Source organism: Bradyrhizobium sp. USDA 10063, assembly GCF_054063735.1.
This window is the reverse complement of the sequence record NZ_JBSSGP010000002.1, coordinates 2,692,953-2,719,625: the sequence shown is the minus strand read 5'-3', so window position 1 is coordinate 2,719,625 and position 26,673 is coordinate 2,692,953. Positions and strand designations below refer to the sequence as shown.

Sequence of the window (26,673 nt, the reverse complement as noted above, 5' to 3'; positions counted from 1 at the left end):
CCCGCCTTGATTCCGACCATGTTCCGGATTGCGCATCCGCGGGCGAATGTCGGAAACTGCCATTCAGGAAGCCACGCCGGCATGCGCAGGGCGCTGCACATGCGAGGACCAACAGGCTTTCGCATCTGGGGAGAACCATAACCATGAATAACCTGACCATCACGCGCGGCCTTGCTTTGGCCGGCGCCTTCTTCAGCGCATTCACGCTTGCCGCCCATGCACAGCAGCCTGCCAATCCGCCTGCCGCCGGCGCGGCACCGGCCGCGGCGCAGCCGCTGCCGCCCGGCTCGCCGCTGATCGGCCGGCCCGAGAACGAGGCCGCCGCCAAGCTTGCCCCGGTCGCGCCACCTCCGATTCCGGCAGCGCCCGACAGATTGCCGCTCGCCAAACTCAAGGTGCCCGCCGGCTTCAACGTCGAGGTCTATGCCGCCGGCATGGCGAATGCGCGTTCGCTGGCGCAGAGCGACAAGGGCACGGTGTTCGTCGGCAGCCGCCTGGTCGACAAGGTCTATGCCATCGTCAACAAGGACGGCAAACGCCAGGTGAAGGTGATCGCCTCCGGCCTCTATCGTCCGAATGGCGTCGCCTTCAAGGACGGCACGCTCTACATCGCGGAGCTCTCGAAGGTCTCCAAGATCGAGAAGATCGACGACGTCATCGACAATCCGCCGAAGCCGACGGTGATCTACGACAATCTGCCGAAGGACGAGGCCCATGGCTGGAAGTTTATCGCCGTCGGCCCGGACAACAAGCTCTACGTCCCGGTCGGCCAGCCCGGCAACAACGTGCTGCATGACGATGCGCATGGCCAGATCCGCCGCATCAATCTCGATGGCTCGGGCGCGGAGGTCTATGCAGTCGGCGTGCGCAACACGGTCGGCTTCGACTGGAATCCCGAGACCAAGCACCTCTACTTCACCGACAACGGCCGTGACTGGCTGTCCGAGACGGTGCCGGAGGATGAGCTCAACCGCGTGACCAAGGCCGGTGAGGATTTCGGCGCGCCGTTCTGCTACCAGGGCAACATCATCGACCAGGAGCTCGGCTGGGGCAAATCCTGCAGCGACTACACCCCGCCGGTCGGCCTGATGGGCCCGCACACCGCCGCGCTCGGCATGCGCTTCTACACCGGCAACATGTTCCCGAAGGCCTACAAGAACGCGATCTTCGTCGCGCGCCACGGCTCCTGGAACAAGTCGAAGAAGCAGGGCGGCGACGTCGCCGTAGTCAGGCTCGACAAGGACGGCAAGGTGAAGTCGGTCGAGCCGTTCCTCACCGGCTTCCTCGAGGACAACAAATATGTCGGCCGTCCCGTCGACGTGATGCAGCTCAAGGACGGCTCGCTGCTCGTCTCCGACGACTGGAACGGCGCCGTCTACCGCATCACCTACGGCAAGCAGAAGGTGGCGGGGCAGTAAGTAGTCAATCGCCGTCATTGCGAGGAGCAACAGCGACGAAGCAATCCATGCTTCCGCGCGCGGAGAGGTGGATTGCTTCGCTTCGCTCGCAATGACGGTGACGCCAAGGACACTCGATGTACAAGAAACTATTCACCGCGCTCGCCTTCGCGTCCATCACCTTTACGGCGAGCGCCGAGACCATCCCGGAGCGCGCCGCGCCCTGTCTTGCCTGCCATGGTGAGCGCGGGATGTCGGAGACCGAGAACACGCCGTCGCTGGGAGCCCAGCAGGCGCCTTATGCGCTGATCCAGCTCTTCATGTTCCGCGAGAAGCTGCGCGTGTTCGACACCATGAACGAGATGGCGAAGGATCTGTCCGACGACGACCTTCGCGCCTTCTCCGATTTTATCGCCACCTTGCCGAAGCCGGCGCCGCCGGCGGACGCCGGCGAGTCCGCCCGCATGGGGCGCGGCCAAGCGCTCGCGCATCAATATCTCTGCAACAACTGCCACAAGCCGGATTTCTCCGGCAACGACAACGTCCCGCGCATCGCCAACCAGCGTGAGGACTACCTCAACAAGACGCTCAGCGAGTACAAGGACAACACCCGCCACGGCTATGACGGCACCATGGCCGACGTGATGCAGCCGGTGACCAAAGAGCAGATAGCCGACCTTGCCTATTACATCGCCCACTACCGCTAAATCCTGGGCGCTCCGGTGCTGGTCATGTCCTGCGAGCGACGCTATAGCGTGATGCGATAGTGTTGATCGGCGCGGCTCTTCACCTCTCCCGCTTGCGGGGGAGGTCGGCGCGTAGCGCCGGGTGGGGGCTCTCTCCCCACGGATAGTCCCATCGCGGAGACACCCTCACCCCGGCCCTCTCCCGCAAGCGGGAGAGGGAGCAGAGGTCGCAACGGAGTTGGCAATGGAAGAACTTTGGCGTCTGTCGGCCGCGGATCTGGCCGGTCTGATCAAATCGAAGAAGGTTTCGGCAAAGGAAGCAGCGACCGCCGCTCTGGCGCGGCTGGATGCGGTCAACCCCAAGCTCAACGCCGTGGTCGACCATAGACCTTCGGAAGTGCTGGCGCAGGCGGACGCTATCGATGCCGCGATCGCCCGCGGCGAGGACGCCGGCCCGCTCGGCGGCGTCCCCATCACGATCAAGGTCAATGTCGACCAGGAAGGGTTTGCCACCACCAATGGCTTGACACTGCAGCGCGATGTGATCGCGAAGGTCAACAATCCCGTGGTCGAGAATTTGCGGAAGGCAGGCGCCGTCCTGCTCGGCCGCACCAATTGTCCGGCCTTCTCCTATCGCTGGTTCACCACCAACCTGATCCATGGCGACACCAAGAACCCGCGCGATCCAAGCCTTACGCCGGGCGGCTCGTCCGGTGGCGCGGGATCCGCGGTCGCGGCCGGCATCGGGCATATCGCGCATGGCACCGATATCGCGGGCTCGATCCGCTATCCGGCCTATGCCTGCGGCGTGCACGGCCTGCGGCCGACCATGGGCCGTATCCCCGCCTTCAACGCCGCCCTGCCGGAGCGGCCGATCGGCCCGCAGATCAGCGCGGTCTCGGGGCCGCTGGCGCGCACCGTTGGCGACCTGCGCATCGCGCTCGCGGCGATGTCGGCCCGCGATGTTCGCGATCCCTGGTGGATGCCGGTGCCGCTGGAAGGTCCGCCGGTAGCGAAGCGCGTCGCGATGTGCCTCGATCCGGATGGGCTCAATCCGGTCGCCGAGGTGAAGGCGGCGGTGGTGGATGCCGGCAAGCGGCTCGAGCGCGCCGGCTGGACCGTCGAGGAGATCACGACGCCGCCGCCGCTGCGCGAAGCCGCCGACCTGCAGACGAAACTCTGGCTCGGCGATGGCTACGAGGCGCAATTGGCTGCGGCCGAGCGCGAGGGCGATCCCGGCGCGCTGGCGTGCCTGCACGGCAACCGCGCCAAGGTGCATCCGTTCGATCTTTCCAAGGCGCTGACGCGGCGGGCGACATTGACGCGCGAATGGCTGGCGTTCTTCGAACAATACGCGGTGCTGCTGATGCCGGTGTCCGGCGAATTGCCTTTCCCGGATCATCTCGACCGCAAGGACGAGGCGTCCTTCGCGCGGGTCTGGCACGCGCAGTTGCCGCAGATCGCCATTCCCTTTATGGGCCTGCCCGGGCTGGTTGTGACCACGGGTTTGGTCGGCCGTATCCCGGTCGGCGTGCAACTTGTCTCGGGCCGCTATCGCGAAGATCTCTGCCTTGCCGCGGGCGAAGCAATCGAAGCCGGCGGCACGCCGTCCGCGGTCATTGATCCCGCGGGTTGATCGAAGAACGACATGCCAAGCGTCTATGATTTCACGGCCCGCTCGCTGGCCGGCGACGACGTGCCCTTGAAGAAATTCGAGGGGCAGGTGCTGCTCATCGTCAACACTGCCAGCGCGTGCGGCTTCACCCCGCAATACAAGGGACTGCAGGACCTCTATCTGGGGCTCTCGCCGCGCGGATTTTCCGTGCTCGGTTTTCCCTGCAACCAGTTCGGTGCGCAGGAACCGGGCGATGAAAAACAGATCGCAGCGTTCTGCGAAACCAATTACGCGGTGACGTTCCCGATGTTCGCCAAGATCGAGGTGAACGGTGCGGGCGCGCATCCGTTGTACAATTACTTGAAGAACGAGAAATCGGGCCTGCTCGGCCCGTCGATCAAATGGAATTTCACCAAATTTCTGGTCGACCGGTCGGGCGGGGTGGTAGCGCGCCATGCGCCCACCGCGCGGCCCGAAGGACTGAAGACAGCAATCGAGGCCTTGCTATGAGCGAGAACGACGAACCCACCCATGACGAACTGCCGGACCGCCTGTCGGTCGACCCGAACAGCCCGTACTACAATGCGGATGTCCTGGCGCGCGACGTCGGCATCCGCTTCAAGGGTGTCGAGAAGACCAATGTCGAGGAGTATTGCGTCAGCGAAGGCTGGGTGCGCGTCACCGCCGGCAACGCCAAGGACCGCTACGGCAATCCGCTGACCATCAAGGTCCACGGCCCGGTCGAGCCGTATTTCCGCGACAAGACGAAGTCTTGATTTGATCGTCATTGCGAGCGAAGCGAAGCAATCCATCTCACCGCTTGCTGAGGCATGGATTGCTTCGTCGCTTCGCTCCTCGCAATGACGGTGAAAACCCGCCCACCGCTACCCTAAGGCCAAACACACATGTCCGTCCGCATCATCGACGTCCGCGAGGTGACAAAGCCGATCGCCTCGCCGATCCGCAACGCCTATATCGATTTCACCAAGATGACGACGAGCCTGGTTGCCGTCGTCACCGACGTCGTACGCGATGGCAGGCGCGTCGTCGGTTACGGCTTCAATTCCAACGGCCGCTACGGGCAGGGCGGCCTGATCCGCGAGCGCTTTGCACCGCGGTTGCTCGAGGCCGATCCGAAAGCGCTGCTTGACGCGAGCGGCGGCAATCTCGATCCGGACAAGGTCTGGTCCACCATGATGTCGAACGAGAAGCCCGGCGGCCATGGCGAACGCTCGGTGGCGGTCGGCACCATCGACATGGCGGTGTGGGACGCCGTTGCGAAAATCGCGGGCAAGCCGCTGTTCCGCCTGCTCGCCGAGCGGCATGGCGTCAACGCCAATCCGCGCGTCTTCGTCTATGCCGCCGGCGGCTATTATTATCCCGGCAAGGATCTCTCGGCGCTGCGCGCGGAGATGCGCGGCTATCTCGACCGCGGCTACAATGTCGTGAAGATGAAGATCGGCGGCGCGCCGATAGCCGAAGACCGCGAGCGGATCGAGGCTGTGCTGAAAGAGATCGGCAAGGACGCGCAGCTCGCGGTCGATGCCAATGGCCGCTTCGATCTGGAGACCGCGATCGCGTATGCAAAAATGCTGCGGGACTATCCGCTGTTCTGGTATGAGGAAGCCGGCGATCCGCTCGACTTCGCGCTGCAGGCCGCGCTCGCGGAATTCTATCCGGGGCCGATGGCGACCGGCGAGAACCTGTTCAGCCACCAGGATGCGCGCAATCTCATCCGCTACGGCGGCATGCGGCCGGATCGCGACTGGCTGCAGTTCGACTGCGCGCTGTCCTACGGCCTCTGCGAATATCAGCGCACGCTGCAAGTGCTGAAGACCCACGGCTGGTCGCCGAGCCGCTGCATCCCGCATGGGGGGCACCAGATGTCGCTGAACATCGCCGCCGGCCTCGGCCTCGGCGGCAATGAGAGCTATCCCGATTTGTTCCAGCCCTATGGCGGCTTCCCCGACGGCGTGCGCGTCGAGGGCGGCCACATCACGATGCCCGATCTTCCGGGCATCGGCTTCGAAGGCAAGAGCGATCTCTACAAGGAGATGAAAGCGCTGGCCGCTTAGTCAGCCCTCCATTCCCCGTCATTGCGAGGAGCGAAGCGACGAAGCAATCCATATCTCAGCTTGTGGCGCCATGGATTGCTTCGCTCCGCTCGCAATGACGATGCGGCCGGTTTAGGTGCGACAAAACAACCCGACGGGCAAATCACCAAAAGTCTGTCCAGCCCTCGCGCGAAAAATAAACCGCTTTCGCCGTCGGGCAAATCAGCATTATGACTCCGCGCATCTCACCCGAATGAGGGGCGGCTCGCGATCGTCACGAACGTTGCGGTGAGATGCGGTGGACGAGAGTGTTGCGACTGACGAGCGTGGCATTCGCGGACGGCGAAGTCGTGTGGTTCTGGCGCCCCGACGCTGGCGCTAAGTTTTTTGCGCGAACTTTTTTCGCGCGAGAGATGACGGTGGCAAGAAAGCCCGGTCACCGGGAAGAGCACGAAGTAAGCTGTAAAACCATCGCGCAGGGAAAGCCGGAGTTGCTTCGGTTGACCTGTGGTCCTACCCCCGTGCTTTTTGTTGCACGGGGCCCACGGGTGCAACCGGCACCCGGCTTTCCCTGCGCCCTCTGATATCGAGGAGGGTGAAACGAGACGCAAACCTCGGACGCAACGCGCCGCGAGAATGCAGTCTCACATCCTCTCCGCTGTTTGAAAATCGAATCGGACTTAACCCCGTCGTTGAGAGAGCGGCGCACTCCCTACCTATATCCTCACCCTGAGGAGACCGCGCAGCGGTCGTCTCGAAGGGCGAGGCCACCGGCAGGGCCTCATCCTTCGAGACGCGGCGAGGACGCCGCTCCTCAGGATGAGGGTCTGGCAGAATCCTAGGACGGGTAGAGCGCAGCGAAACCCATCATTTGCACCGCTTGCTCCATCGCGATGGGTTTCGCTTCGCTCTACCCATCCTACGGGTTGGCGCTCACGCGAACCGTTGGCTCACGCTGCATCTGTCACGACAGCCGCATCTCGAGCAGCCGGCGGCCTTCGCCCTTGAGCAGTTTCTTCACGGCGCTGGAGGCGATCACTTCGCCGTTGTTGGCGTAGGCTTCGTGGTTCTTCTCGATATCGTCGAGACGATAGAGATAGTTGACCATGATGCCGGCGGATTCGCGCATGCCCTTCGGCGAGAGGTCGCCGAGCCAGTTGATGCGCTCCAGCCGCGCGCCGTTGCCGAGGTGGAAGCGCGCCACCGAATCGATCAGCCGTCCCTTCGGCGTCCGCGCTTTCAGGAAATAATAGGCGGCGAGCGGCTCCAGCAGGGTGCGCAGCTGGGCGGCCAGTTCGGCATTCTCGAACCAGTCGGGCTTGCCGAGGCTTTCGAGCAGCAGCCGGTCCTCCTCGGAGAGTGGGACGTCGGTCGCCTGCTTCAGCCACTGCATGAACCCCGGCACCGGCGACAGCGTCACGAAGTTGTCGAGCTTCGGCAATTCGCGGCGCAATTCCTCGACCACCTGCTTGATCAGGAAACTGCCGAACGAAATCCCGCCGAGCCCGCGCTGGGTGTTCGAGATCGAATAGAACACGGCGGTGCGGGCGCGCTCGATCGGTACCGGGTCGCGCTGCTCGGCCAGCAGCGGCGCGATCGCGCCCGGGATCGTCTCGGTCAGCGCCACCTCGACGAAGATCAGCGGCTCGTCGTTCAGCGCCGGATGGAAGAAGGCGTAGCAGCGGCGGTCGATGGGATCGATGCGGCGGCGCAGGTCGTTCCAGTCGCGGATCTCATGCACCGCCTCGTAGCGAATGATCTTCTCCAGAATATTGGCTGGGGTCGACCAGTCTATCCTGCGCAGCACGAGAAATCCCCTGTTGAACCAAGAAGAGAGCAGATGAGTGACGTCGAGGTCGAGCGACGCCAGGTCCTTGTTGCCTTTCATCAGGTTGAGCAGATCGGCACGCATCGCCACCAGCTCGCTGGTGCCGCCCGGCGCGCGGTTGAGCCTACGGATCAGTTCCTGCCGGCGCGGCTCGGAGGCGAAATGCAACTCGCTGGCTTCGCCGTCGTCGGAACCCTTGCGCCAGGCCTCGATCGCCTGCATCAGCCTGGCGCGGTCGGGACCGAAATCCCGGGCCAGCGTCTGAAAGAACGACAGCCGCCCAGCAGCGTCGAGATGGTGATAGCGGTCGAGCACCTCTCGCGCCATCGCGGTGCCCGAGGCTTCGCCGCGGCCCGACAACAGCGCTTCGCACAATTCAAGCAGTTCGGAGGCGTCCTGCTTCGTTTCGAGCGAATTGCCTCGCCCGAGCAGCGTGCGGCCGCGCTCGGAAATCGTTGCAAGCAGATCGGAGAAAAAGGCGTTGGCCATGGGAAGGATCGAATCCTGTGATAACCAAACCTTACATAGGATTTTGGTTCCTGCCGACTATAATCAAGAACACCATTTTGTCATGTCCTGCCAATGAAGTCTCGTGTTCATTCCTTGCCCGCAAATTCCGTCGGCGTCTTGCCCATCACCTGGCGGAAGGCGTGGGAGAACGCCGGCACGCTGGCATAACCGAGATCGGCGGCGATCTGCTTGATCGATACATCAGATTCCGTCGACAACCGTTCGATGGCGGCTGCGATGCGGGCGCGCTGGCACCAGCTCTTGAAACTAAGCTGCGTTTCCGACGAGAACAGACGCGACAAGGTTCGCGCCGACGTGCCGACCTCGCGCGCCAGCGTCTCGATTTCATGCTGAGCAGTGGGATTGGCGAGGACGATATTGGCGGCACGCCGGCAGCGCGGTTCCTGCGGCAGCGGAATGAAGGTCGCGGAATCCTCCGCCTGGTCCAGTTCCAGCATGACCAGTCGCAACAGAAGCGCGGTCCGCTCATGGTCGTCCTGCCTGTCGAACAGCGACAGGATGGTCTGGTGCAAGAGCGGCGATACTCGCACCACGAATTCGGCGCCAAGGCTGTTGCCGCGCGCGTTGCGCTTGAGCCAGGGCAGTTCGAAATACAGCGTCCGCATCTGGATGTCAGCGAGTACGTCGATCGAATGCTCCAGCAACGCCGGCACCCACACCGCGCGGTCCGGCGGCACCAGCCAGCGGCCCTTGGGCGTCGTCACCTGCATCGTGCCCTCGGCGGCGTAGACCAGTTGCGCTTCGCGGTGCATGTGGGTGTCGAGCCGGACGCCGCGCCGGTAGTGGCGCGCGACCAGATGCACGCCATCGCCGGTGGCGCGCTGGCCCCGCAAGATCGTGGCAATTGGCGTTTCGGCGACAGTCATTGGCGACATCCCGTCAGGACAACTCCCTATAACCTAGTTCGGAAAACAAGAGGATTCCCTTGAGAGGAGTTCTAAGGGGATCGAAACAGGATCAGCGCATGAACAGCCCCGGCCGGGTGATCGCCTTCGTCAACGCCGCCCATTTCATTGACCATTATTCGATGCTGATCTTCGCCGCCGCCGTCATCGTGATGGGGCCGGCGCTTGGCATGGCCTATTCGGAGTTGCTGCCTTACGCCACCCCGGGCTTCATCGCCTTCGGCGCCGGCTCGCTGCTCACCGGCTGGCTCGGCGACCGCTGGAGCCGCCGCCATATGATGGTGATCTTCTTCATCGGCATCGGGCTGTCCATGATCTCGGTCGGCTTCGTCTCGAGCCCACTGCAGCTTGGCGCGGCACTGCTCGCGATCGGCGTGTTCGCCTCGATCTATCATCCGGTCGGCACCGCCATGATCGTGTCCTACGCGGACAAGCTCGGCCGCGAGATGGGGCTGAACGGGGTCTGGGGCAATCTTGGCGTCGCCTCTTCCGCGCTGGTCACCGGTGTGATCGGGCAGTATCTCGGCTGGCGGTTTGCCTTCATCATCCCCGGCGTCGTCACCGTGCTGCTCGGCATCGCCTTCGCGCTGACCGTGGTGCATGAGGATCGCAAGGGGACGAAGCAGGCCGCTGCCCAGGCGCGTGTCGCGAAGAAGGATATGTGGCGGGTGATCCTGGCGCTTCTGATCGTGGTGATCGCGATCTCGACCACGTTCAATGCAGTGACGGTGGCGCTGCCGAAACTGTTTGCGGAGCGGCTGGCCGACCTGACGAAAAGCCCGGCGCTGCTCGGCGTGATCGCTGCCGGCGTCTATGTGTTCGGCGCGATGACGCAGTATACGATCGGCAAGCTGCTCGACCGCCATTCGCTCAAGACGGTGGCGCTGCCGCTGTCCTTCATGCTGGCGCCGTTCCTCTATCTGGCAGCGACGCTGTCGGACCTGCCGCTGATTTTGGTGTCGATCGGCATCGTGATGGGCGCGTTCGGTCAGGTCACGGTCAACGACGCCATGGTCGGCAAGTACACCAGCGAGGAATGGCGCTCGCGCGCCTATGCGGTGCGCTATTTCGTCGGCTTCACCGCGGCCGGCGCCTCGGTCGGGCTGGTCGCCTGGCTCTATGAGCAGGGCGGGTTTGTCACCATGCTGCGTGCGTTCGCCGGGCTTTGTCTACTGGCGATTGCGGCGGCTATTATCCTGCCCAATGAGATCAGGACGCCGGCGCCGCAGGCGAACTGAGGCTGGTGATATTTTGTCGCGGACACGCAAGGTTGATCGCTATGTGAACTGCGTCACTTCATGCGTCGCACAATATCTGGCAAGCTTTGTTCCAGGTGAGGAGTGTGATACGCTCTTTGTGGGCAGACTATTAGGTTTCGGGGGCTGAGGCGCTTATATTGCGCTTCGAACGCTGCGTTTGCGGTTTGTGGAGCCCAACCGATCCATGGGTGAGATTCGCGACTTCAAGTCGGGTAGGCATGAGCGGCCGCCGGGCGATTCGACGCCCCGGCGTCTTGCTGCGATCGTTGCAGGCGACATCGCCGGCTACAGCCGCCTGATGCAGCTCGACGAGGAGGGCACGCACAGCCGCGTCAAGCGGATCGAGCGTGACCTGATCGAGCCGACCATCGTGGAGCATCATGGCAGGCTGGTGAAGACGACCGGCGATGGCTTCATCGCGATATTCGACAGTCCGGTCGAAGCCGTCAGGTGCAGCATCGTGATCCAGCAGAACCTGGTCGGTCGCAACGCGGCGGTGCCGAAGGACTACTGGATCGAGTACCGGATCGGCGTCAATCTCGGCGACGTCATCATCGAGCCCGACGACATCTATGGCGACGGTGTCAACGTCGCCTCGCGCCTCGAAGGCATTGCCGAGCCGGGGCAGGTCTTCATCTCCGGCGGCATCTACGAGCAGATCAAGCACAAGCTGGTGTGCGGCTACGAATCGCTCGGCGACCGCAAGGTCAAGAACATCACCGACCCGGTGCGGGTCTATCGCGTGCTGCCCGATGCCTCGGCCTTCCACCGGACGCGCCGTCGGCGCGAGAATATCCTGATCTTCCTGCTCAGCATCACGCTACTGATCATCGCCGGCGGCATCCTCTGGTCCTTGCTGATACCGCGCAGCGAAAAGGTGGCGGACCGGACGCCGGCGCCAGTGTCATCGCCGTCGCCCGCTGCATCGCCGAAGGCGGCCGAACCGGCACCCGCGACGAAACAGGCGGTTGCCCCTGCTGCCAGCCCCACGGCTCAACCGCAGCCGCCGCAACCGCAGCCCTCCGCGAGCCCGGCGGTGACTGCGGTCATCCCGCCGCCACCCACGCCGTCCGTGCGGGAGCCCGAGATGATCGCGCTTCCGGGCGGCAGCTTCTCGATGGGGAGCAATGATGATCCGTCGGAGCGGCCGATCCGACGGGTGACGATCAAGCCCTTCGCCATCGCCAAATATCCGGTCACGGTCCGCGAATGGAACGCGTGCGCCGCCGCTAAAGTGTGCGGTTTCACGGCGACCGGAAAGGATGAGGCGCCAGTCGCCAATGTGAGCTGGAGCGATGCCAAGCAATACGTCACCTGGCTCGCGGACGTCACGAAGAAGGCCTACCGGCTTCCGAGCGAAGCCGAGTGGGAATTTGCGGCCCGTGGCGGAACGCAGACCAAATATTGGTGGGGCGACCAGATGCAGCCGGGCATGGCCAGTTGCAAGGATTGCGGCGACAGCGCCGCCGCCGAGCAGCCGACCAAAGTCGGCAACTTCAAGGCCAATCCGTTCGGCCTCCACGACATGGGCGGTGCGGTCGACCAGTGGGTGGAAGATTGCTGGCACAAGAACTACCAGGGCGCGCCGACCGACGGTTCACCCTGGCTCGGGGGAGACTGCACATCCCATGTGCTCCGCTCCGGTTCCTGGAAGAATGACACGCGTTATGTGCGGCCGGCCAATCGGGACAGCTACGACACCAACGTTCGATACCCGACCCATGGTTTCCGTGTCGCGCTGTCGCCTTAGCTTTAGTGTATTCGGATCGGGGAGGGGGCAATGAGAATTGCGCGTACGCTTCTGATTTCGGCGGTCCTGTCGTCGCTTGCGAATGTCGCGCACGCGCAAGACAGGCCCGCGCCTAAGGATGCGGTCCTGTATTTCGTCTGGCCGCAGAATGGGGCGACGATCAAGGGGGCATTCTGGTGCCGCTTCGGCCTGCGCAATATGGGTGTGACTCATGCCGGCGATGACTATGCGAACGCCGGTCATCACCATCTGCTGATCGACGTGAACGAGCCGCTCAATCCGAACGAGCCGATTCCATCGGACAAGTCCCACCTGCACTTCGGCGCAGGCCAGACCGAAGCGCGCATCGAGCTGCCGCCCGGCAAACATACTTTGCAGCTCGTGCTCGGCGACGCCAAGCACTATCCGTTCAAGCCGCCGGTCGTCTCGGAAAAGATCACGATCCGCGTCAGATGAGTGTGTTGCGTCTCGCAGGCCTTGTTCTCGCAGCCGCCATGATGGCAGCGCCGGCCAGTGCTGACGCGCTGAAGGACGAGATCGCGCCGACCGGCAAGCTCCGCGTCGCGATTGCGATCAGCCCGGCGGGCGGCGCGTTCTGGTGCACGAAGACCGAAACCGGCTATGCCGGCGTGCCGGTCGATCTCGGCAAGGCAATGGCCGCGCAACTCGGCATACCCGTGGAATATGTCGTGCACCAGAATTCCGGGCAGATCACCGATGCGGCATCCAAGGGCGCCTGGGACGTCACCTTCCTGCCCAAGGATCCCGAGCGCGAAACCAGGATGACGTTCGGCCCGATCTACGAGGTCGCGGACGCGACCTACATCGTCAAGCCGGGCTCGACGGTGACGAATTTCGCCAGCCTCGACCAGCCGGGCGTCAAAGTCGCTGCCGTCAACAACACCACGACCATGCGCGGCGCGATCGTTCACCTGAAGAATGCGAAAGTGACGGGCTATCAGACCTATGACGAAATCTTCAATCTCCTGAAGAACGGCGAGGTCGACGCGTTCGCACTGTCGCGCGACCAGCTCAATGCGATGGCGAAGAAGATTCCGGGCACGCGGGTGCTGGACGAAACCTTCAAGCAGACGGTGACCGCGGTCGCGGTCCCGTTGAACCATCCATTGTCGGCGACGTTCGCGACCAAGTTCATGACGGACGCGGCTGTCAACGGCACCCTGCGCAAGGCCTATGACAACAACGGGCTCAAGGATACCCCGATCCGGACGCAGGCCAAATAGGCGCGCAGTCCTCATCGTGCGCGCCGTATGGGCAACGTGCCCAAATCAACGGCATCGTGCTCACCAGGCCGGAGCAACGGCAACTACCAAAACCCCGGAATTCCAAGCCGTTCTCCAGCGATCGGCAAAGACGGCTGTTGGCACATCGCTTGCTTTCAGGTGCCCCAGTCAATGACGACTGCCGTCCTTCGGATTGCCTAGGCCAGCGTTGGCTGAAGGCGCAGGGATCAAAGCGACCTTATCAGGGCGCCGCGAGCAGTCATTAAAGACGCCACCCCACATCCCTGTTCCAACCGGGCTCCGCCAACCGCAGCGTCGCAGCAGGAACTGTCTCATTCCTGTCGCGCCGTAGATCGGGCGCGCGTCCAGGATGGCCACTCATCCTTCATATCAGCGCCGCGGCGAAGCCGTGGTGCCCTTGGTTTTGCGAATAAGGGGAACTGGAATGGCCTATCTCGTGCCTTCGGAATTTGTCACCAAGATGGTGGACGCGGGTGAATCGAAGATCTTCATGTCGACGCGCGACACGGTGATCCGCGCCTATATGGCGGGTGCGATCCTGGCGCTCGCCGCGGCCTTTGCGGTGAGCGTCAACGTATCGACCGGTGTGCCGATCGTCGGCGCGGCGCTGTTTCCCGTCGGTTTCTGCATGCTCTACCTGTTCGGCTTCGATCTTCTGACCGGCGTGTTCGTGTTGTCGCCGCTCGCCTGGATCGACGGGCGACCGGGCGTGACGCTCGGCGGCGTGCTGCGCAACTGGGGCCTGGTGTTCATCGGCAATTTCGCCGGCGCCTTCACGGTGGCCGTGATGATGTCGATCGTGTTCACCTTCGGCTTCTCATCGCCGCCCGACAAGGTCGGCCAGATCATCGGCACCATCGGCGAAAGCCGCACGGTCGGCTACGCGGCGCATGGTGCGGCGGGCATGCTGACGCTGTTCGTCCGCGGCATGCTCTGCAACTGGATGGTCTCGGCCGGCGTGGTCGGCGCGATGATCTCGACTTCCGTAAGCGGCAAGGTGATCGCGATGTGGATGCCGATCATGCTGTTCTTCTTCATGACCTTCGAGCATTCGATCGTGAACATGTTCCTGTTCCCTTCGGGGCTCTTGCTCGGCGGCAAGTTCACGATCATGGACTATCTGATCTGGAACGAGATTCCGACCGTGGTCGGCAACCTCGTTGGCGGTCTCGCCTTCACCGGGCTGACGCTCTACGCCACGCATGTGAAAACAGCGCCGAAGCGCGAGCGCCAGCGCCTCGCGGCTTGATCCTTGTGGGCAGACGGGTCCGTCCCGTCGGGACGGATCCGTCTGCTACTGATACGCGATGGCGCGCGAACTCAAAATATCGGTCGGGCAATGTTCCGATAAGGGCCGCAAGGAAACCAATCAGGATTTTCATGGCGTCCTGATTCCGAGCGAGCCGCTGCTCGGCCTGAAGGGCATCGCGATCGTGCTCGCCGACGGGATCAGCTCGAGCGGCGTCAGCCGCATCGCGAGCGAGTCGGCCGTCAAAGGCTTCCTGACCGACTATTACTGTACCTCGGAATCCTGGTCGGTGAAGACCTCGGCGCAGCGCGTGCTGGAAGCTACCAACTCGTGGCTGCATGCGCAGACGCGGCGCAGCCAAAACCCTTACGAAAAGGACAAGGGCTATGTCTGCACGCTGAGCGCCATGGTGATCAAGTCGACCACCGCGCACATCTTCCATGTCGGCGACTGCCGGATCTATCGCCTCGCCGGCAACAGCCTTGAGCAACTGACCATCGATCACCGCGTGGTCCTGTCCTCGGTGCAGAGCTATCTCGGCCGTGCCTTGGGCGTAAATCCGCAGGTCGAGATCGACTACCAGTCGTTCAGGGTCGAGCGGGGCGACACGTTCCTGCTGGCGACCGACGGCATCTATGAGCATGTCGCACCGCGCCAGTTGGCGAAGGTGATCGCCGACGGCGCCGATGACCTCGACAAGGCGGCCAGGGCCATCGTCGAGCAGGCCTATGAGCGCGGCAGCCAGGACAATCTCACCATCCAGATCGTACGTATCGACGAACTGCCGGAGAGCAGCGCCAGCGAGGCGTTCGGCCAATCGGGCGAATTGCCGCTGCCGCCGCTCCTGGAGGCCAGAATGGCGTTCGACGGCTACACCATCGTGCGCGAGCTGCATGGCAGCAGCCGCAGCCACATCTACCTCGCCGTCGATAACGACACCGGCACCACGGTTACGATCAAGATTCCGTCGATCGATCTGCGCGACGACCCCGCCTATCTGAAGCGCTTCATGATGGAGGAGTGGGTCGCCAAGCGCATCGACAGTCCGCATGTGCTGAAGCCCTGGACGCCGTCGCGCAAGCGCAACTATCTCTACGTCGCGACCGAGTTCATCGACGGGCAGACGCTTCGGCAATGGATGATCGACAATCCAAAGCCGCAGCTCGAGACGGTGCGCGGCATCGTCGAGCAGATCGCCAAGGGCATCCGGGCCTTCCACCGCAAGGAGATGCTGCACCAGGACATCAGGCCCGACAACATCATGATCGACAAGACCGGCACGGTGAAGATCATCGATTTCGGATCGACCAGGATCACCGGCGTGGTCGAGGCGGCGCCCTCGGACGCCCCCGACGACATCCTCGGCACCCAGCAATATACTGCCCCGGAATATTTCCTGGGCGAGCCTGGCACGCCGCGCTCGGATTTGTTCTCGCTCGGGGTCGTCACCTACCACATGTTGACGGGAAGGCTGCCCTATGGCGCCCAGGTCGCCCGCGCGAGGACGCGATCGGACCTAAGCAGGCTCATCTACGGCCCGGCCACACACATCTGTCCGGAGATCCCGATCTGGGTCGATCGAACGCTGGAACGGGCTGTGCATCCTAATCCATACAAGCGATACGACAGCCTGTCGGAGTTCTTGTTCGACCTCCGCAATCCCAACGCAAAATATCTCACGACGTCATCGACGCCACTGATTGAGCGCAACCCGCTATTGTTCTGGAAGTGCACGACGCTCATGCTGGCGCTCGCCATCGTTCTCCTGCTGGCCTATGGTGCGCATCATTTTCGTTAGAGCTTCGGTTCTGATTGAATCAGAACCAGAAGCTCTGGACTCTTGTTTTGACGCGTTTTCTTCACGCGGACCGGTGTCCACTTCGCTCGAAAACGCGTTAATGCGTGGTACTGGAGGGGATCGGCTCCAGCCCGCTCTTGATCAATTCTGCACGGGCGTCGGGCGATGCGAGGAACTGGATCAGCGCCCTTCCGGCGTCGGGTTCCTTGGAGGCGCTGGCGATCCCGGCGGAAAACACCGTGATCTTCTGCAGCTCATCCGGCAGCGGCCCGACGATATCGATGCCGGCGACGGGCTTCAGCTCGCTGATCTGCTGGAAGCCGATCTCGGCCTCACCCTTGGCCACGATCTCGCCGACCGGCGTGGCCGGAATCTTCCTCGCTTTGTCCTTCATCGCCTCGGCAATGCCGAGCTTCTGGAACATGTCGGTCGATACATAGACGCCGCTGGCGCTATCGGAATAGGCGACCGAATTTGCCGCGAGCAGCGCGCGCTTCACGGCATCTGCCGAACTGATCTCCGGCTTCGGTGCGCCTGATTTCACCGCAATCCCGATCGGCGACTTGACGAGATCGACGCGGCTGTCGGCTATCACCTGGCCTTGCTTGGCGAGGTCATTGAGAGCGTAGCCGACCATGATGAGCACATCGGCGGGCTCGCCGCGCTCGAGCCGCACCGGAATCGCGTTGACGGTGGTTCCCATCGACGGTCCGTAGGCGGTCGATACCTTGTGGCCGGTCTTGCGCTCGAATTCGGGCACCAGGGCTTTGTAGGCGGCGGTCAGCCCGCCCGAGATCATCACATGGATTTCGGCGGCGGACGCAGAAGCGGCGAGGAAGAGTACGGCGAAGCAGGCGAGGGCGAATGCGCGGAAGGTGGCGCGGTGCCGCATGGGTGTTTCTCCCAAGGGATTCTTTGATCGTTGCGGCGACGTTACTTCGGCAAGCTACAGGCGGCTAGCAGTTACCGCTCACGTTGAAATCTGGTCAGCCATGCCATGGGAGAGGGGACGGAGGCGAACTCGTCGCTTGTCACGAATTGACATGCACGAAGTCGCGCAACAGCGGATAGATCTCGTTGTTCCAGCGTTTGCCGCTGAACACGCCGTAATGGCCGACGCCGGCCTGCATGTGATGCACCTTGCGATAGCCACGCACGCTGGTGCAGAGATCTTGCGCCGCCAGCGTTTGGCCGATCGAGCAGATGTCGTCGCGCTCGCCTTCGACCGTCATCAGGCCCATGCGCCTGATAGCGGCGGGATTTACCGGCCGACCCCGGTGCATCAGCTTGCCCTGGGGCAGCAGGTGCTCCTGGAACACGTCGCGCACGGTCTCGATGTAGAATTCCGCCGGCAGATCCATCACCGCGAAATATTCATCGTAGAAAGTCTTGATGACGTTTGCCTTCTCCTTCTCGCCCTTGGCGAGATGATTGGCGAGGTCCATGTGCTGCTTGATGTGGCGCTCGAGGTTCATCGACACGAAGGCGGTGAGCTGCACGAAACCCGGATAGACCTTTCGGAACGCGCCCCGGCACTGGATCGGCACGTAGTTGATGAGGTTGCTCTCGAACCATTTTATCGGCTTGCTCTTCGCAAATTCGTTGACCTTGGTCGGCTGGATGCGCGTGTCGATCGGTCCCGCCATCAAGGTCAGCGATGCGGGCCGTGCGGGATGATTGTCCTCCGACATGATCGCCGCCGCCGCGAGCGCCGACACCGAGGGCTGGCAGATCGCGGCCATGTGCGCGCGGGGGCCGAGCTTGTCGAGGAAGGTGATGAGATGGTCCGTGTAATCCTCGAGCCCGAAGCGGCCCTGATCGAGTGGAATATCGCGCGGGTTGTGCCAGTCGGTGATGTAGACGTCGTGGTCCTGCAGCAGCGTCGTGACCGTGCCGCGCAATAGCGTCGCGAAGTGACCGGACATCGGGGCCACCAGCAACAGGCGCGGGTGCTCGGGTCCATCGACCTTCTTGAAGTGCAGGAGCGATCCGAACGGCGTGGCGTAGGTGACCTCCTCCCGCACCTCCAATTCCCGATTGCCTACCTTCACGCTGCCGATGCCATAGTCGGGGCGGGTATAGGTCAGGGTCGAGCGCGAGATCAGTTCGAGTGCGGCCGCAAGCCGGCCGAACAGCCGGTCCGAGACCCCCTGCGGTACCAGATTAAGATATCTAAGTGCCGCTGCGGCCCCCGTGCGCCATGGTGCCGTCAGGTCCATGTGATTCTGGTAGGCTTGGTACATCATTGACATTGACATCATACGCGACCGCCCTTGCCCCGTGTTGCTATGCAATATCGAAGCCAAAGCGGCGTCGAACCGCCCTCGAAATTGGCACGTGGCTTGCTGCGTGGGATATTCGGCGCCCAGACAATAAGCAGGGGCGATATCCGCACGGATAGGCTGGAGGCTTAAGTCCCTGCGGTCGACGTTGAGACGTGAGGGAAAGGCCCTATGGCGACAACGACACTGACCATCAGCAGCAAGAACTACTCGTCATGGTCGCTGCGCGGCTGGCTGCTGGCGAAATTCGCGGGGCTGGAATTCGAGGAGGTCATCACCGCTCCTGATGACGCCTCGGCCCGCGCGGAGCTCCTGCTGCTGTCGTCGTCGATCCTGGTGCCCTGTCTGCGCCACGAGGGCGCTACGGTCTGGGACACGCTGGCGATCGCCGAGTACCTCAACGAGATCATGCCGAACGCCGGCCTGTTGCCGGACGACCGCATAAAGCGGGCGCATTGCCGCTCGATCTGCGGTGAAATCCATTCCGGCTTCTCGACGCTGCGCGCCTCGCTGCCGGTCAATCTGAAAGGCCATTTCCCCGGCTTCAAGATCTGGTCGCGCGCGCAGGCCGATATCGACCGGGTCTGCACCATCTGGCGCGAGTGTCTAGCCCAATCCGGTGGACCATTCCTGTTCGGTGAGCGCCGCACCATGGCGGACGCGATGTATGCGCCAGTCGTCACCCGCTTCATCACCTACGACGTCAAGCTCGAGCCGACGCTTGCGGCCTATGCCGAGACCATCATGTCGATGGCGGAGATGCGCGAGTGGATCGAGGCAGCCAAAGCCGAGCCTGCCGACGTCGAGGAGCTGGAGGTCGAATATTAGGCAGCGCTGTCGGCGGGCTGCCTGTTCGGCGGGCTCAAGCCCGGTGCAGATTCTGCCTAAAGCTCGCGCCCTGAAAGCCGCGCGTGAGTAGCCGCAGCCGAACGTTAGTTGCGCCGCAAAAAATCGCCCGACCCAGATTCGGACTTGATTCCAAGCGCTTCATCCGCTTGGCGGCAGGGATCTCCAAAATCACCGCACCGCAACGCGACTGGCGCGGATTTCGCATAGCACAGATCAAGCTGTGAACGCGACGATGCGACGCTGCCGAAAATTTGGACGCCTTGCGTAGCCGCGGGTCTCGCGATCGAGAACGTTGGAGGCTTCAAATGAACCAGCATGCCGTTGTCAGCAAGTTCTCTCACGTCAAACCAGGCGATACCGAATTCAAGGGCGGGGGCCTGCGCGACTTCTTCCTCTACCGCGATCTCGGCATCGCCGATGCCACCGGTGGCCAGGTGATTTGCCATCTCGTCAAGGCCAATCCCGATTGCCCGCCCGAGGATGGCACCGGCTGGCATCGCCATGATTGCGATTTCCAGATCGTGATCATGATGAAGGGCTGGGCGCGTTTCATGTACGAGGACAAGCCGACACTGGTACAGGCCGGCGACGTCGTGCACCAGCGGCCCGGTATCGTGCACTACCTCTTCGACTACTCACCGGACATGGAATATCTGGAGATCGTCAGCCCGGCGGACTTCAAGAGCGTCGACATGCCGCCGGCCACCGACAAGGTGCCGCCGGTGACGCCCTGGAAGTAGTTGCTTGAGGTGACCGGTCATGTCGTCCCCGGAGGAATTAACTTTTGTGGTCGGCCGTTGGCTGCGGCGGCTGGTCGTTCTCCTGCATGTGGTGCGCCGGCTCGGATTGGTACCGACATCTAGCCGTGAACAACAGCGTACGGCCCTCGATCACTGATTCGGACGCGCTTCGTTCCACCGGCGTTCCGAACCTTAAGGCAGCGAACTCTCCCGTAGCATTTTGAGACAGAACGGGTGCGAGAGGGATGATCTTTCATCTCTCTCGCACGTTTTGCTTCAGCGTGAGCTTCGCGTCTCTCGCGAAGAGAAAGCCGGTAGCAACTCTTCTGTGGCCTCCTAAGCCACACCCGTTTGCTTGACGCGTGGAAAGCGCCAAGCGATCACGGTCGCTTCGACCGTGCCGCCGGATTCGTCATTGAGCCAATGACCGTCGGTAAAGCGACAGGCGAACGGCAACTGATATGTGCCGCTCTGATCTTCGCAAAGCACTTCGACGATCTCGTTCGGCGGAGGTTCGCCGTTGCCATCGAATTGCGCCAGTCGCTTTTCGCGCGTTGCCATCTGATTATTCTCCACTTCCGATGCGTGGAAACGTTTGAGTTCCCAAAAGCCCCCCGCACCCCGCAATGTGCGAAGCACAACGCCGGAATGCGGTTACAGTGTGGTATCTATGATGATGTCGCCGCGCTGTGAGCACATTGCCGTGAAGAGCGCGTGGAGGATTTAATGAACATTAACATGACGCTCGCCGCACTCGTGACGCTTGCATCCACTGCACTGGTATGCACCGAGGCTCATGCGCAGGATGTTCCAGGCATTGAGATCTGCACCGTCGAGAAGACCTGGGAGCGGCGCACGAGCTGTCTGCAAAGCAATGTCGATTTCCTGCAGAAGACGATCACGAAGCTTGTGACCGATCACCAGCAGAAGCTCGATGCCGCCAATCGCCAGATCGAAAGCCTCAAGAGTGCATCCGCGACCTTGCAGAAGCGCGTGGATGATCTTTTGGCCGCGCAGAAGAAGATGGACGAGGACTTGAAGAAGAAAGCCGACGTACCGCCGGCAAAGGACTCGGCGCCGGCGGCGAAAGAGACGGCGAAATAATTCTCGCGATCGATCGGCTACGATACGCGGTACTGCTCCATCACGTCTCTGTTGGGCTCATAGCCGAGGCCGGGCCCTTGCGGCACATCGACACTGCCGCTCGCATCGACGTCGGCGCGGCCGCGCCAGAGGCAGGCCGGCCGTTTCATGTAGAAGACTTCGATCAAGCCGTCGTCCCGTATCGACATCAGGTGCAGCGTCGCCAGGAAGCCCGGTCCGAAATAGGGCGAGTGCGGAACGATCTTAACGCCGAGTTCATCGGCAAGCGCTGCAACTTTCAGGAATTCGGTGATGCCGCCGACCTTGATCACCGAGGGCTGGGCATGGCTGACGGCGCCCGCCGTCATCATCTGGCGGAACTGATGCACGGTGCAGGCATTCTCGCCCGCCGCGATGTCGAGGCCGCCATTGGCGCGCACGTCGGCGAGCGTGGCAAAATCCTCCGGCGGCCAGACCGGCTCCTCGAGGAACATCGGGGTTGCGGCCAGACAAGCCTGGGCGAAAGCAATTGCGCTCGGGCCGTCCAGCGGGCAGTTCATATCGACCATTAGCGGAATGTTGCGGCCGATCGCAGTGCGTGCAGCAAACACCGCCGGCGTCGTGGTCTCGTGCAGCTTGATCGCGCCGTAGCCGCGACGGAGCGCGGCCTCGCATTCGCCGGCAATATGTTCCGGCGTGCCGATCCGCATCAAGCTCGCATAGGCCGGGATCTTCGCGCGTCTGGCCTCGCCGGTCAGCCGATGCAGCGGCATGCCCTTGACCTTCCCGGCAAGGTCCCACAGCGCGATGTCTAATCCCGAGATCGCGAACATCGTGATGCCGTAGCGGCCGAACAGATGCAGGTTGCGCTGGATCTGCTCCATCACGGCGGGAATGCCGGCGGCATCAGGCACGTCGAGGCCACGCGCTTGTGGTGCGATCATCTCCTCGATCGCGGTGCAGGTCGTGCGTGGACAGACATAGGCGAAGGCGTCGCCCCAGCCGGTGAGGCCGGCATCGGTCGAGACTTCGACCAGCACCATGTCGAGTGCTGCGATCGCCGACGCGCCCTGCCTGAAGCTTGCGGGGCCGGCGTCATAGGGAATGCGGATGTGGTGTGCGCGGACGTTGGTGATTTTCATGGGTTGGCCTCCAGGGCGGATATCGAAACTCTCCGTCATGGCCGGGCTTGTCCCGGCCATCCACGTCCTTCTTCGTCGAGAACGCGACGTGGATGCCCGGGACAAGCCCGGGCATGACGAGTACGTAGACAGCTGTCTTAGGCTCATTGCTTAAGAGCTCTTCTCGCCGCTCATGACGGGGCCGAACCGTTCCCAGCTTTCGCCCTTGAAGCGCATCATCTGGAGCTGCTCGATCGGCGCGAAGTCGTTCGGGCCGGTCTTGATGCGCGTGCCCGGCAGGTAGATGCCGATCTCGAAATCGAGATTGGCCGCCTGCTTCATGACGTTCTCGCGGGTGAGGTTGTCGCCGCATTGGCGCAGCACCTGCTCGAGCCCCTTGGCGACGCCATAGCCGAACACGGTCGCGGCGTCGTCGAGATCGCCTTCAGGATACCATTTGGCCATGAATGCCCGCCACTCGTTCATGGCCGGATCGTTCTTCCACTCGGCGTCCTTGGGATCCTTCAGATAGGAGGTGGAAAGTATGCCCTGGCTGGCCTCATAGCCGGCCGGCTTCATGACGCCGCCGATCGAGCCGGATACGTTGGTCAGGAACTGCACCGGGTGCCAGTCCAGCTCGGCGATCTTCTTGATCGCCTGGGCCGCGAATTTCGGAGTGGCGATGTTGACGAAGATATCGGGATTGGAGCCTTTGATCTGCACCACCTGTGAATCCACCGTGGGCGAACTGGTCTCGTAGGAGGCCTCCACGGTGATCAGCCTGCTCGCCTGGTCGCCAAGACCCTCGCGCAATCCGATCACATAGTCCTTTCCGAAATCGTCGTTCTGGTAGAGGATGCCGATCGTCTTGCCGGGATAGTTCTGCAGGATGTACTTGCCATAGATCCGCGCTTCGACCTGATAGCTCGGCTGCCAGCCCATGGTCCACGGGGAATTCTTCGGGTCGTTCCACTTGGCGGCGCCGGTGGAGACGAAGAGCTGCGGCACCTTCTTCGAGTTCATGTATTTCTGGATCGCGGTATTGCCCGGCGTGCCCAGCGGGTTGAAGATCAGCAGCACCTCGTCGTTCTCGACGAGTTTGCGCGCCTGCTCGACCGTCTTCGGCGGGCTATAGGCATCGTCATAGCTGACGAAGTTGACCTTGCGGCCGTTGATGCCGCCTTCGGCGTTGAGCTTCTTGAAATAGGCCGCTTCGGTCTTGCCGATCGTGGCGTAAGCCGAAGCCGGGCCGGAGTAGGGCATGATGTTGCCGATCTTGATCTCGGTGTCGGTTGCACCGGGGTCGTATTTCTTTTGCGCGCTGGCAGTTCCCGCGAGCGCGATGGCCAGAAGTCCCGCGAGCAGCGTGGATCGGGCATAGTTCAGGCGTCGATAGCGCATCATTGTCCTCCCTGACATTTCGCTGCGGCTCTTGAAGTCTTGATTATGGGCAGCTTGAGGTGAGCCGTCGGATCGATGCGTCAGCGAGTATGCACGATTGGCCTTGCCTTGCCAGTGAAGGGGTGGATTGCAATTTCCGTGGGACGGAACGACGCTCCGATCGTTATGACAGCAAGGACTGTCAAACGGCGCACGACGCGATCGCGCATGATGGATGCGCTTCGAAGGAAGGCCGACAGCCATGAATCCAGCCCAGAAGGCGCTCTGGTACATCGAGAGCCATCTTGGTCAGCCGCTGACGCTCGACGAGATTGCCGGCGTTGCCGGGGTCTCGCGCTTCCATCTGGTGCGTGCGTTTGCGGCGGCGACCGGGTTTTCGGTGATGCGATACGTGCGCGCCCGCCGTCTCAGCGAGGCGGCTCGCGCGCTCGCACGCGGCGCGCCTGATATTCTCAGTCTCGCGCTGGATGCGGACTACGGCTCCCACGAAGCGTTCACCCGCGCGTTCCGCGACCATTTCGGCGTCACGCCCGAAACGGTTCGCGCCACGACGTGCCTCAGCAAGCTGAAGCTACAGGAGCCGATCATGATGGATTCAACCGCGCTCGATCATCTGAGCCCGCCGCGTATTGCGACCGCCAAGGCGTTCCTCGTCGCCGGCGTCGGCGAGCGCTACAATCATGGGAATTGCGACGGCGCCGGCATCCCGAACCAGTGGCAACGCTTTCACCAGACAGTCGGCAATGTTCCCGGCCGGATCGGCAACGTCGCCTATGGCGTCTGCTGCAACGGCGATGACGCCGGCAATTTCGATTACATCGCCGGTGTCGAGGTCGCCGACTTCTCCGATTTGCCACGCGAGTTCAGCCGGGTGCGAATCCCCGAGCAGAGATACGCTGTCTTCACCCATAGCGAGCACATCTCCACGATCCGGCGGACCGTGAACACGATCTGGAATCACTGGCTGCCGCAGTCCGGCATGAAAGCGGCCGATGCGCCGAACTTCGAGCGCTATGACGAGAAGTTCGATCCTTCGACCGGCAATGGCGGCCTCGAGATCTGGGTGCCCGTGAAGGAGTAGGCGTCGCCGCAAGGCTGCCTTGCCTTCGCGCTTGCTTGGCAAGCGACAGCGTCTTTGCCATAACTCTGCGCCAAACGACATGTTGCGCGGGGTTGAGAAGTCCCCTTGCAGCCACAAGCAGCCGGGAGGATTTCATGGCCAATATCCGCGTTCTCGCTACCGATCTTGAATTTCCGGAAGGGCCGGTGGTGATGCCGGACGGATCGGTGGTGCTGGTCGAAATCCGCGGCAAACGGTTGACGCGGGTCTATCCCGACGGGCGCAAGGAAGTGGTGGCGCAAATTCCCGGCGGCCCGAACGGCGCGGCGCTCGGACCCGACGGCAAGATGTATGTCTGCAACAATGGCGGCTTTAGCTGGATTCCGACGCGCAACACGATCATGCCGGGACCGCAGCCCGAGGACTATCTCGGCGGCTCGATCCAGCGCGTCGACCTGCAGTCGGGCAAGGTCGAGACCGTCGTCGACAAATGCGGCGAGCATTCCTTGCGGGGACCGAACGACCTTGTCTTCGACAGGCATGGCGGGCTCTGGTTCTCCGATCTCGGCAAGCGGCGTGCCCGCGAGATGGATGTCGGCGCGTTCTACTACATCAAGCCCGGCATGAAGGACATCGTCGAAGGCGTGCACGGCCTGCTGCCGGCCAACGGCATCGGCCTGTCGCCGGACGAGAACACGGTCTACATCGCCGAGACACCCACGGCGCGGCTGTGGGCCTACGATCTTTCCGCGCCCGGCACTGTCAGGCCGCGCGACGTCATCTATCGCGGCGAACGCGGCAAGCCGGTCGCGGGGCTCGGCGGCTATCAGATGTTCGATTCGCTTGCGGTGGAAGCGAGCGGCAATGTCTGCGTGGCGACCCTGGTCTCGGGCTGCATCTCCGTGATCGCGCCTGACGGTACCCTGGTCGAGCAGGTTCCGACCGGCGACCGCGTCACCACCAATATCGCGTTCGGTGGACCTGAGCTGAAGACCGCCTACATCACGCTGTCAGGCAAGGGTGAGCTGATCGCGATGGATTGGGCGCGGCCGGGGTTGCCGCTGAATTTTTTGAACAAGTGATGCTAAGACGTCATTGCGAGCGAAGCGAAGCAATCCATGCCGCCGCGCGGGGATAGAATGGATTGCTTCGTCGCTGCGCTCCTCGCAATGACGGAAAGGATACCGGATGCCCTGGCTTGAACCGATCACCCTTCGCGGCGCGCATGCGCGGCTGCAGCCGCTGTCGCAGGATCATGCCGATGGTCTCATCGAGGCCGTGAAGGACGGCGAGCTCTGGAAGCTCTGGTACACCTTCATTCCGCGTCCCGAAGACATGCGCAAAGAGATCGACCGCAGGCTTGGCCTGCAGACGGCGGGATCGATGCTGCCGTTCACGGTGTTCGATGCCGACGGCACCATCGCGGGCATGACGACCTACATGAATGTCGATGCGCCCAACCGGCGCGTGGAGATCGGTTCGACCTGGTACGCGAGGCGTGTGCAGCGCAGCGCGGTCAATACGCAGTGCAAATTGTTGTTACTGACGCACGCCTTCGAGGCGCTCGATTGCATTGCGGTAGAGTTCCGCACGCATTTCTTCAACCACCAGAGCCGCCGCGGCATCGAGCGGCTCGGCGCCAAGCTGGACGGCGTCCTGCGCAGCCACCAGATCGCACCAAACGGCACGTTGCGCGACACCGTCGTCTACAGCATTATCGCCAGCGAATGGCCGACGGTGAAGGCGCATCTCAACTATCAACTCAACGAAAAGCCGCGGTAGCCGCTCTGCCGCGCCAGA

The 26,673-nt window shown here is 62.7% G+C and carries 25 protein-coding genes; 18 read left to right on the top strand and 7 right to left on the bottom strand.

Annotated features, from left to right (window positions below; all coding sequences use genetic code 11):
* Positions 1-143 precede the first annotated feature (143 nt).
* The 6 genes from ACVJGD_RS15285 to ACVJGD_RS15260 all read left to right on the top strand — a co-directional run bounded on the left by ACVJGD_RS15285 (position 144) and on the right by ACVJGD_RS15260 (position 5,773).
* Entirely contained in the window at positions 144-1,418 is a 1,275-nt protein-coding gene (locus tag ACVJGD_RS15285) for a PQQ-dependent sugar dehydrogenase (protein WP_456635114.1), read from the top strand.
* A gap of 116 nt (positions 1,419-1,534) precedes the next feature.
* Complete coding sequence (locus tag ACVJGD_RS15280) at positions 1,535-2,104, top strand: c-type cytochrome (protein ID WP_456635113.1); 570 nt, start codon at positions 1,535-1,537, stop codon at positions 2,102-2,104.
* Positions 2,105-2,327: 223 nt separating this feature from the next.
* Positions 2,328-3,719 (top strand): amidase family protein, encoded by a 1,392-nt coding sequence (locus ACVJGD_RS15275; protein WP_456635112.1) that lies wholly within the window; start codon positions 2,328-2,330, stop codon positions 3,717-3,719.
* Between the two features lie 12 nt (positions 3,720-3,731).
* On the top strand, positions 3,732-4,208 hold the full coding sequence (locus ACVJGD_RS15270; RefSeq protein WP_456635111.1) for a glutathione peroxidase: 477 nt from the start codon (positions 3,732-3,734) through the stop codon (positions 4,206-4,208).
* Positions 4,205-4,474, top strand: coding sequence for a DUF3297 family protein (locus ACVJGD_RS15265; protein WP_456635110.1), 270 nt, complete (start codon positions 4,205-4,207; stop codon positions 4,472-4,474). The genes ACVJGD_RS15270 and ACVJGD_RS15265 overlap by 4 nt, the downstream gene beginning before the upstream one ends.
* Positions 4,475-4,603: 129 nt before the next feature.
* Positions 4,604-5,773 carry a mandelate racemase/muconate lactonizing enzyme family protein gene (locus ACVJGD_RS15260; RefSeq protein WP_456635109.1) on the top strand — a complete coding sequence of 390 codons (1,170 nt, stop codon included), beginning with the start codon at positions 4,604-4,606 and terminating at the stop codon, positions 5,771-5,773.
* Positions 5,774-6,716: 943 nt separating this feature from the next.
* On the opposite strand, the gene ACVJGD_RS15255 is transcribed toward ACVJGD_RS15260, so the two are convergent.
* Positions 6,717-8,069, bottom strand: coding sequence for a malonyl-CoA decarboxylase (locus ACVJGD_RS15255; protein ID WP_456635108.1), 1,353 nt, complete (start codon positions 8,067-8,069; stop codon positions 6,717-6,719).
* 107 nt (positions 8,070-8,176) lie between these two features.
* On the bottom strand, positions 8,177-8,977 hold the full coding sequence (locus ACVJGD_RS15250; RefSeq protein WP_456635107.1) for an AraC family transcriptional regulator: 801 nt from the start codon (positions 8,975-8,977) through the stop codon (positions 8,177-8,179).
* A 98-nt stretch (positions 8,978-9,075) separates the two neighbouring features.
* Between ACVJGD_RS15250 and ACVJGD_RS15245 the strand changes: the two genes are divergently transcribed.
* From ACVJGD_RS15245 to ACVJGD_RS15220, 6 genes are all read left to right on the top strand, one after another.
* On the top strand, positions 9,076-10,254 hold the full coding sequence (locus ACVJGD_RS15245; protein ID WP_456635106.1) for an MFS transporter: 1,179 nt from the start codon (positions 9,076-9,078) through the stop codon (positions 10,252-10,254).
* Positions 10,255-10,459: 205 nt separating this feature from the next.
* A complete protein-coding gene (locus ACVJGD_RS15240) occupies positions 10,460-12,025 on the top strand; it encodes an SUMF1/EgtB/PvdO family nonheme iron enzyme (protein ID WP_456635105.1) in 1,566 nt (521 codons plus the stop codon).
* Between the two features lie 30 nt (positions 12,026-12,055).
* On the top strand, positions 12,056-12,481 hold the full coding sequence (locus ACVJGD_RS15235) for a DUF4399 domain-containing protein (protein WP_456635104.1): 426 nt from the start codon (positions 12,056-12,058) through the stop codon (positions 12,479-12,481).
* Positions 12,478-13,269, top strand: a complete 792-nt coding sequence (locus ACVJGD_RS15230; protein WP_456635103.1) for a transporter substrate-binding domain-containing protein — start codon at positions 12,478-12,480, stop codon at positions 13,267-13,269. Before ACVJGD_RS15235 ends, ACVJGD_RS15230 begins: the two co-directional genes overlap by 4 nt.
* Before the next feature lie 445 nt (positions 13,270-13,714).
* Positions 13,715-14,539 carry a formate/nitrite transporter family protein gene (locus ACVJGD_RS15225; protein WP_456635102.1) on the top strand — a complete coding sequence of 275 codons (825 nt, stop codon included), beginning with the start codon at positions 13,715-13,717 and terminating at the stop codon, positions 14,537-14,539.
* Between the two features lie 58 nt (positions 14,540-14,597).
* Complete coding sequence (locus tag ACVJGD_RS15220) at positions 14,598-16,337, top strand: protein kinase domain-containing protein (protein ID WP_456635101.1); 1,740 nt, start codon at positions 14,598-14,600, stop codon at positions 16,335-16,337.
* A gap of 97 nt (positions 16,338-16,434) precedes the next feature.
* Here the strand turns inward: ACVJGD_RS15220 and ACVJGD_RS15215 are convergent, their stop codons facing one another.
* Together ACVJGD_RS15215 and ACVJGD_RS15210 are read right to left on the bottom strand one after the other, a co-directional pair.
* Positions 16,435-17,229, bottom strand: a complete 795-nt coding sequence (locus tag ACVJGD_RS15215) for a substrate-binding domain-containing protein (protein ID WP_456635100.1) — start codon at positions 17,227-17,229, stop codon at positions 16,435-16,437.
* A gap of 139 nt (positions 17,230-17,368) precedes the next feature.
* Positions 17,369-18,589, bottom strand: a complete 1,221-nt coding sequence (locus tag ACVJGD_RS15210; RefSeq protein ID WP_456640258.1) for a polyhydroxyalkanoate depolymerase — start codon at positions 18,587-18,589, stop codon at positions 17,369-17,371.
* 201 nt (positions 18,590-18,790) lie between these two features.
* On the opposite strand from ACVJGD_RS15210, the gene ACVJGD_RS15205 reads away from it, so the two are divergent.
* Positions 18,791-19,447, top strand: coding sequence for a glutathione S-transferase (locus ACVJGD_RS15205; protein WP_456635099.1), 657 nt, complete (start codon positions 18,791-18,793; stop codon positions 19,445-19,447).
* 326 nt (positions 19,448-19,773) lie between these two features.
* Positions 19,774-20,208: a cupin domain-containing protein gene (locus tag ACVJGD_RS15200; RefSeq protein ID WP_456635098.1), complete on the top strand. Its 435-nt coding sequence runs from the start codon at positions 19,774-19,776 to the stop codon at positions 20,206-20,208.
* A 336-nt stretch (positions 20,209-20,544) separates the two neighbouring features.
* On the opposite strand, the gene ACVJGD_RS15195 is transcribed toward ACVJGD_RS15200, so the two are convergent.
* Positions 20,545-20,769, bottom strand: coding sequence for a hypothetical protein (locus tag ACVJGD_RS15195; RefSeq protein WP_028166103.1), 225 nt, complete (start codon positions 20,767-20,769; stop codon positions 20,545-20,547).
* 165 nt (positions 20,770-20,934) lie between these two features.
* On the opposite strand from ACVJGD_RS15195, the gene ACVJGD_RS15190 reads away from it, so the two are divergent.
* Entirely contained in the window at positions 20,935-21,312 is a 378-nt protein-coding gene (locus tag ACVJGD_RS15190) for a hypothetical protein (RefSeq protein ID WP_456635097.1), read from the top strand.
* Positions 21,313-21,329: 17 nt separating this feature from the next.
* Here ACVJGD_RS15190 and ACVJGD_RS15185 read toward each other — a convergent pair whose 3' ends face one another.
* A complete protein-coding gene (locus tag ACVJGD_RS15185) occupies positions 21,330-22,433 on the bottom strand; it encodes a mandelate racemase/muconate lactonizing enzyme family protein (protein WP_456635096.1) in 1,104 nt (367 codons plus the stop codon).
* A 150-nt stretch (positions 22,434-22,583) separates the two neighbouring features.
* Positions 22,584-23,816: an ABC transporter substrate-binding protein gene (locus ACVJGD_RS15180; protein ID WP_456635095.1), complete on the bottom strand. Its 1,233-nt coding sequence runs from the start codon at positions 23,814-23,816 to the stop codon at positions 22,584-22,586.
* Between the two features lie 238 nt (positions 23,817-24,054).
* On the opposite strand from ACVJGD_RS15180, the gene ACVJGD_RS15175 reads away from it, so the two are divergent.
* From ACVJGD_RS15175 to ACVJGD_RS15165, 3 genes are all read left to right on the top strand, one after another.
* A complete protein-coding gene (locus ACVJGD_RS15175) occupies positions 24,055-24,894 on the top strand; it encodes a GyrI-like domain-containing protein (protein ID WP_456635094.1) in 840 nt (279 codons plus the stop codon).
* A gap of 134 nt (positions 24,895-25,028) precedes the next feature.
* Complete coding sequence (locus ACVJGD_RS15170; protein WP_456635093.1) at positions 25,029-25,955, top strand: SMP-30/gluconolactonase/LRE family protein; 927 nt, start codon at positions 25,029-25,031, stop codon at positions 25,953-25,955.
* 106 nt (positions 25,956-26,061) lie between these two features.
* On the top strand, positions 26,062-26,655 hold the full coding sequence (locus ACVJGD_RS15165; protein WP_456635092.1) for a GNAT family N-acetyltransferase: 594 nt from the start codon (positions 26,062-26,064) through the stop codon (positions 26,653-26,655).
* Positions 26,656-26,673 lie beyond the last annotated feature (18 nt).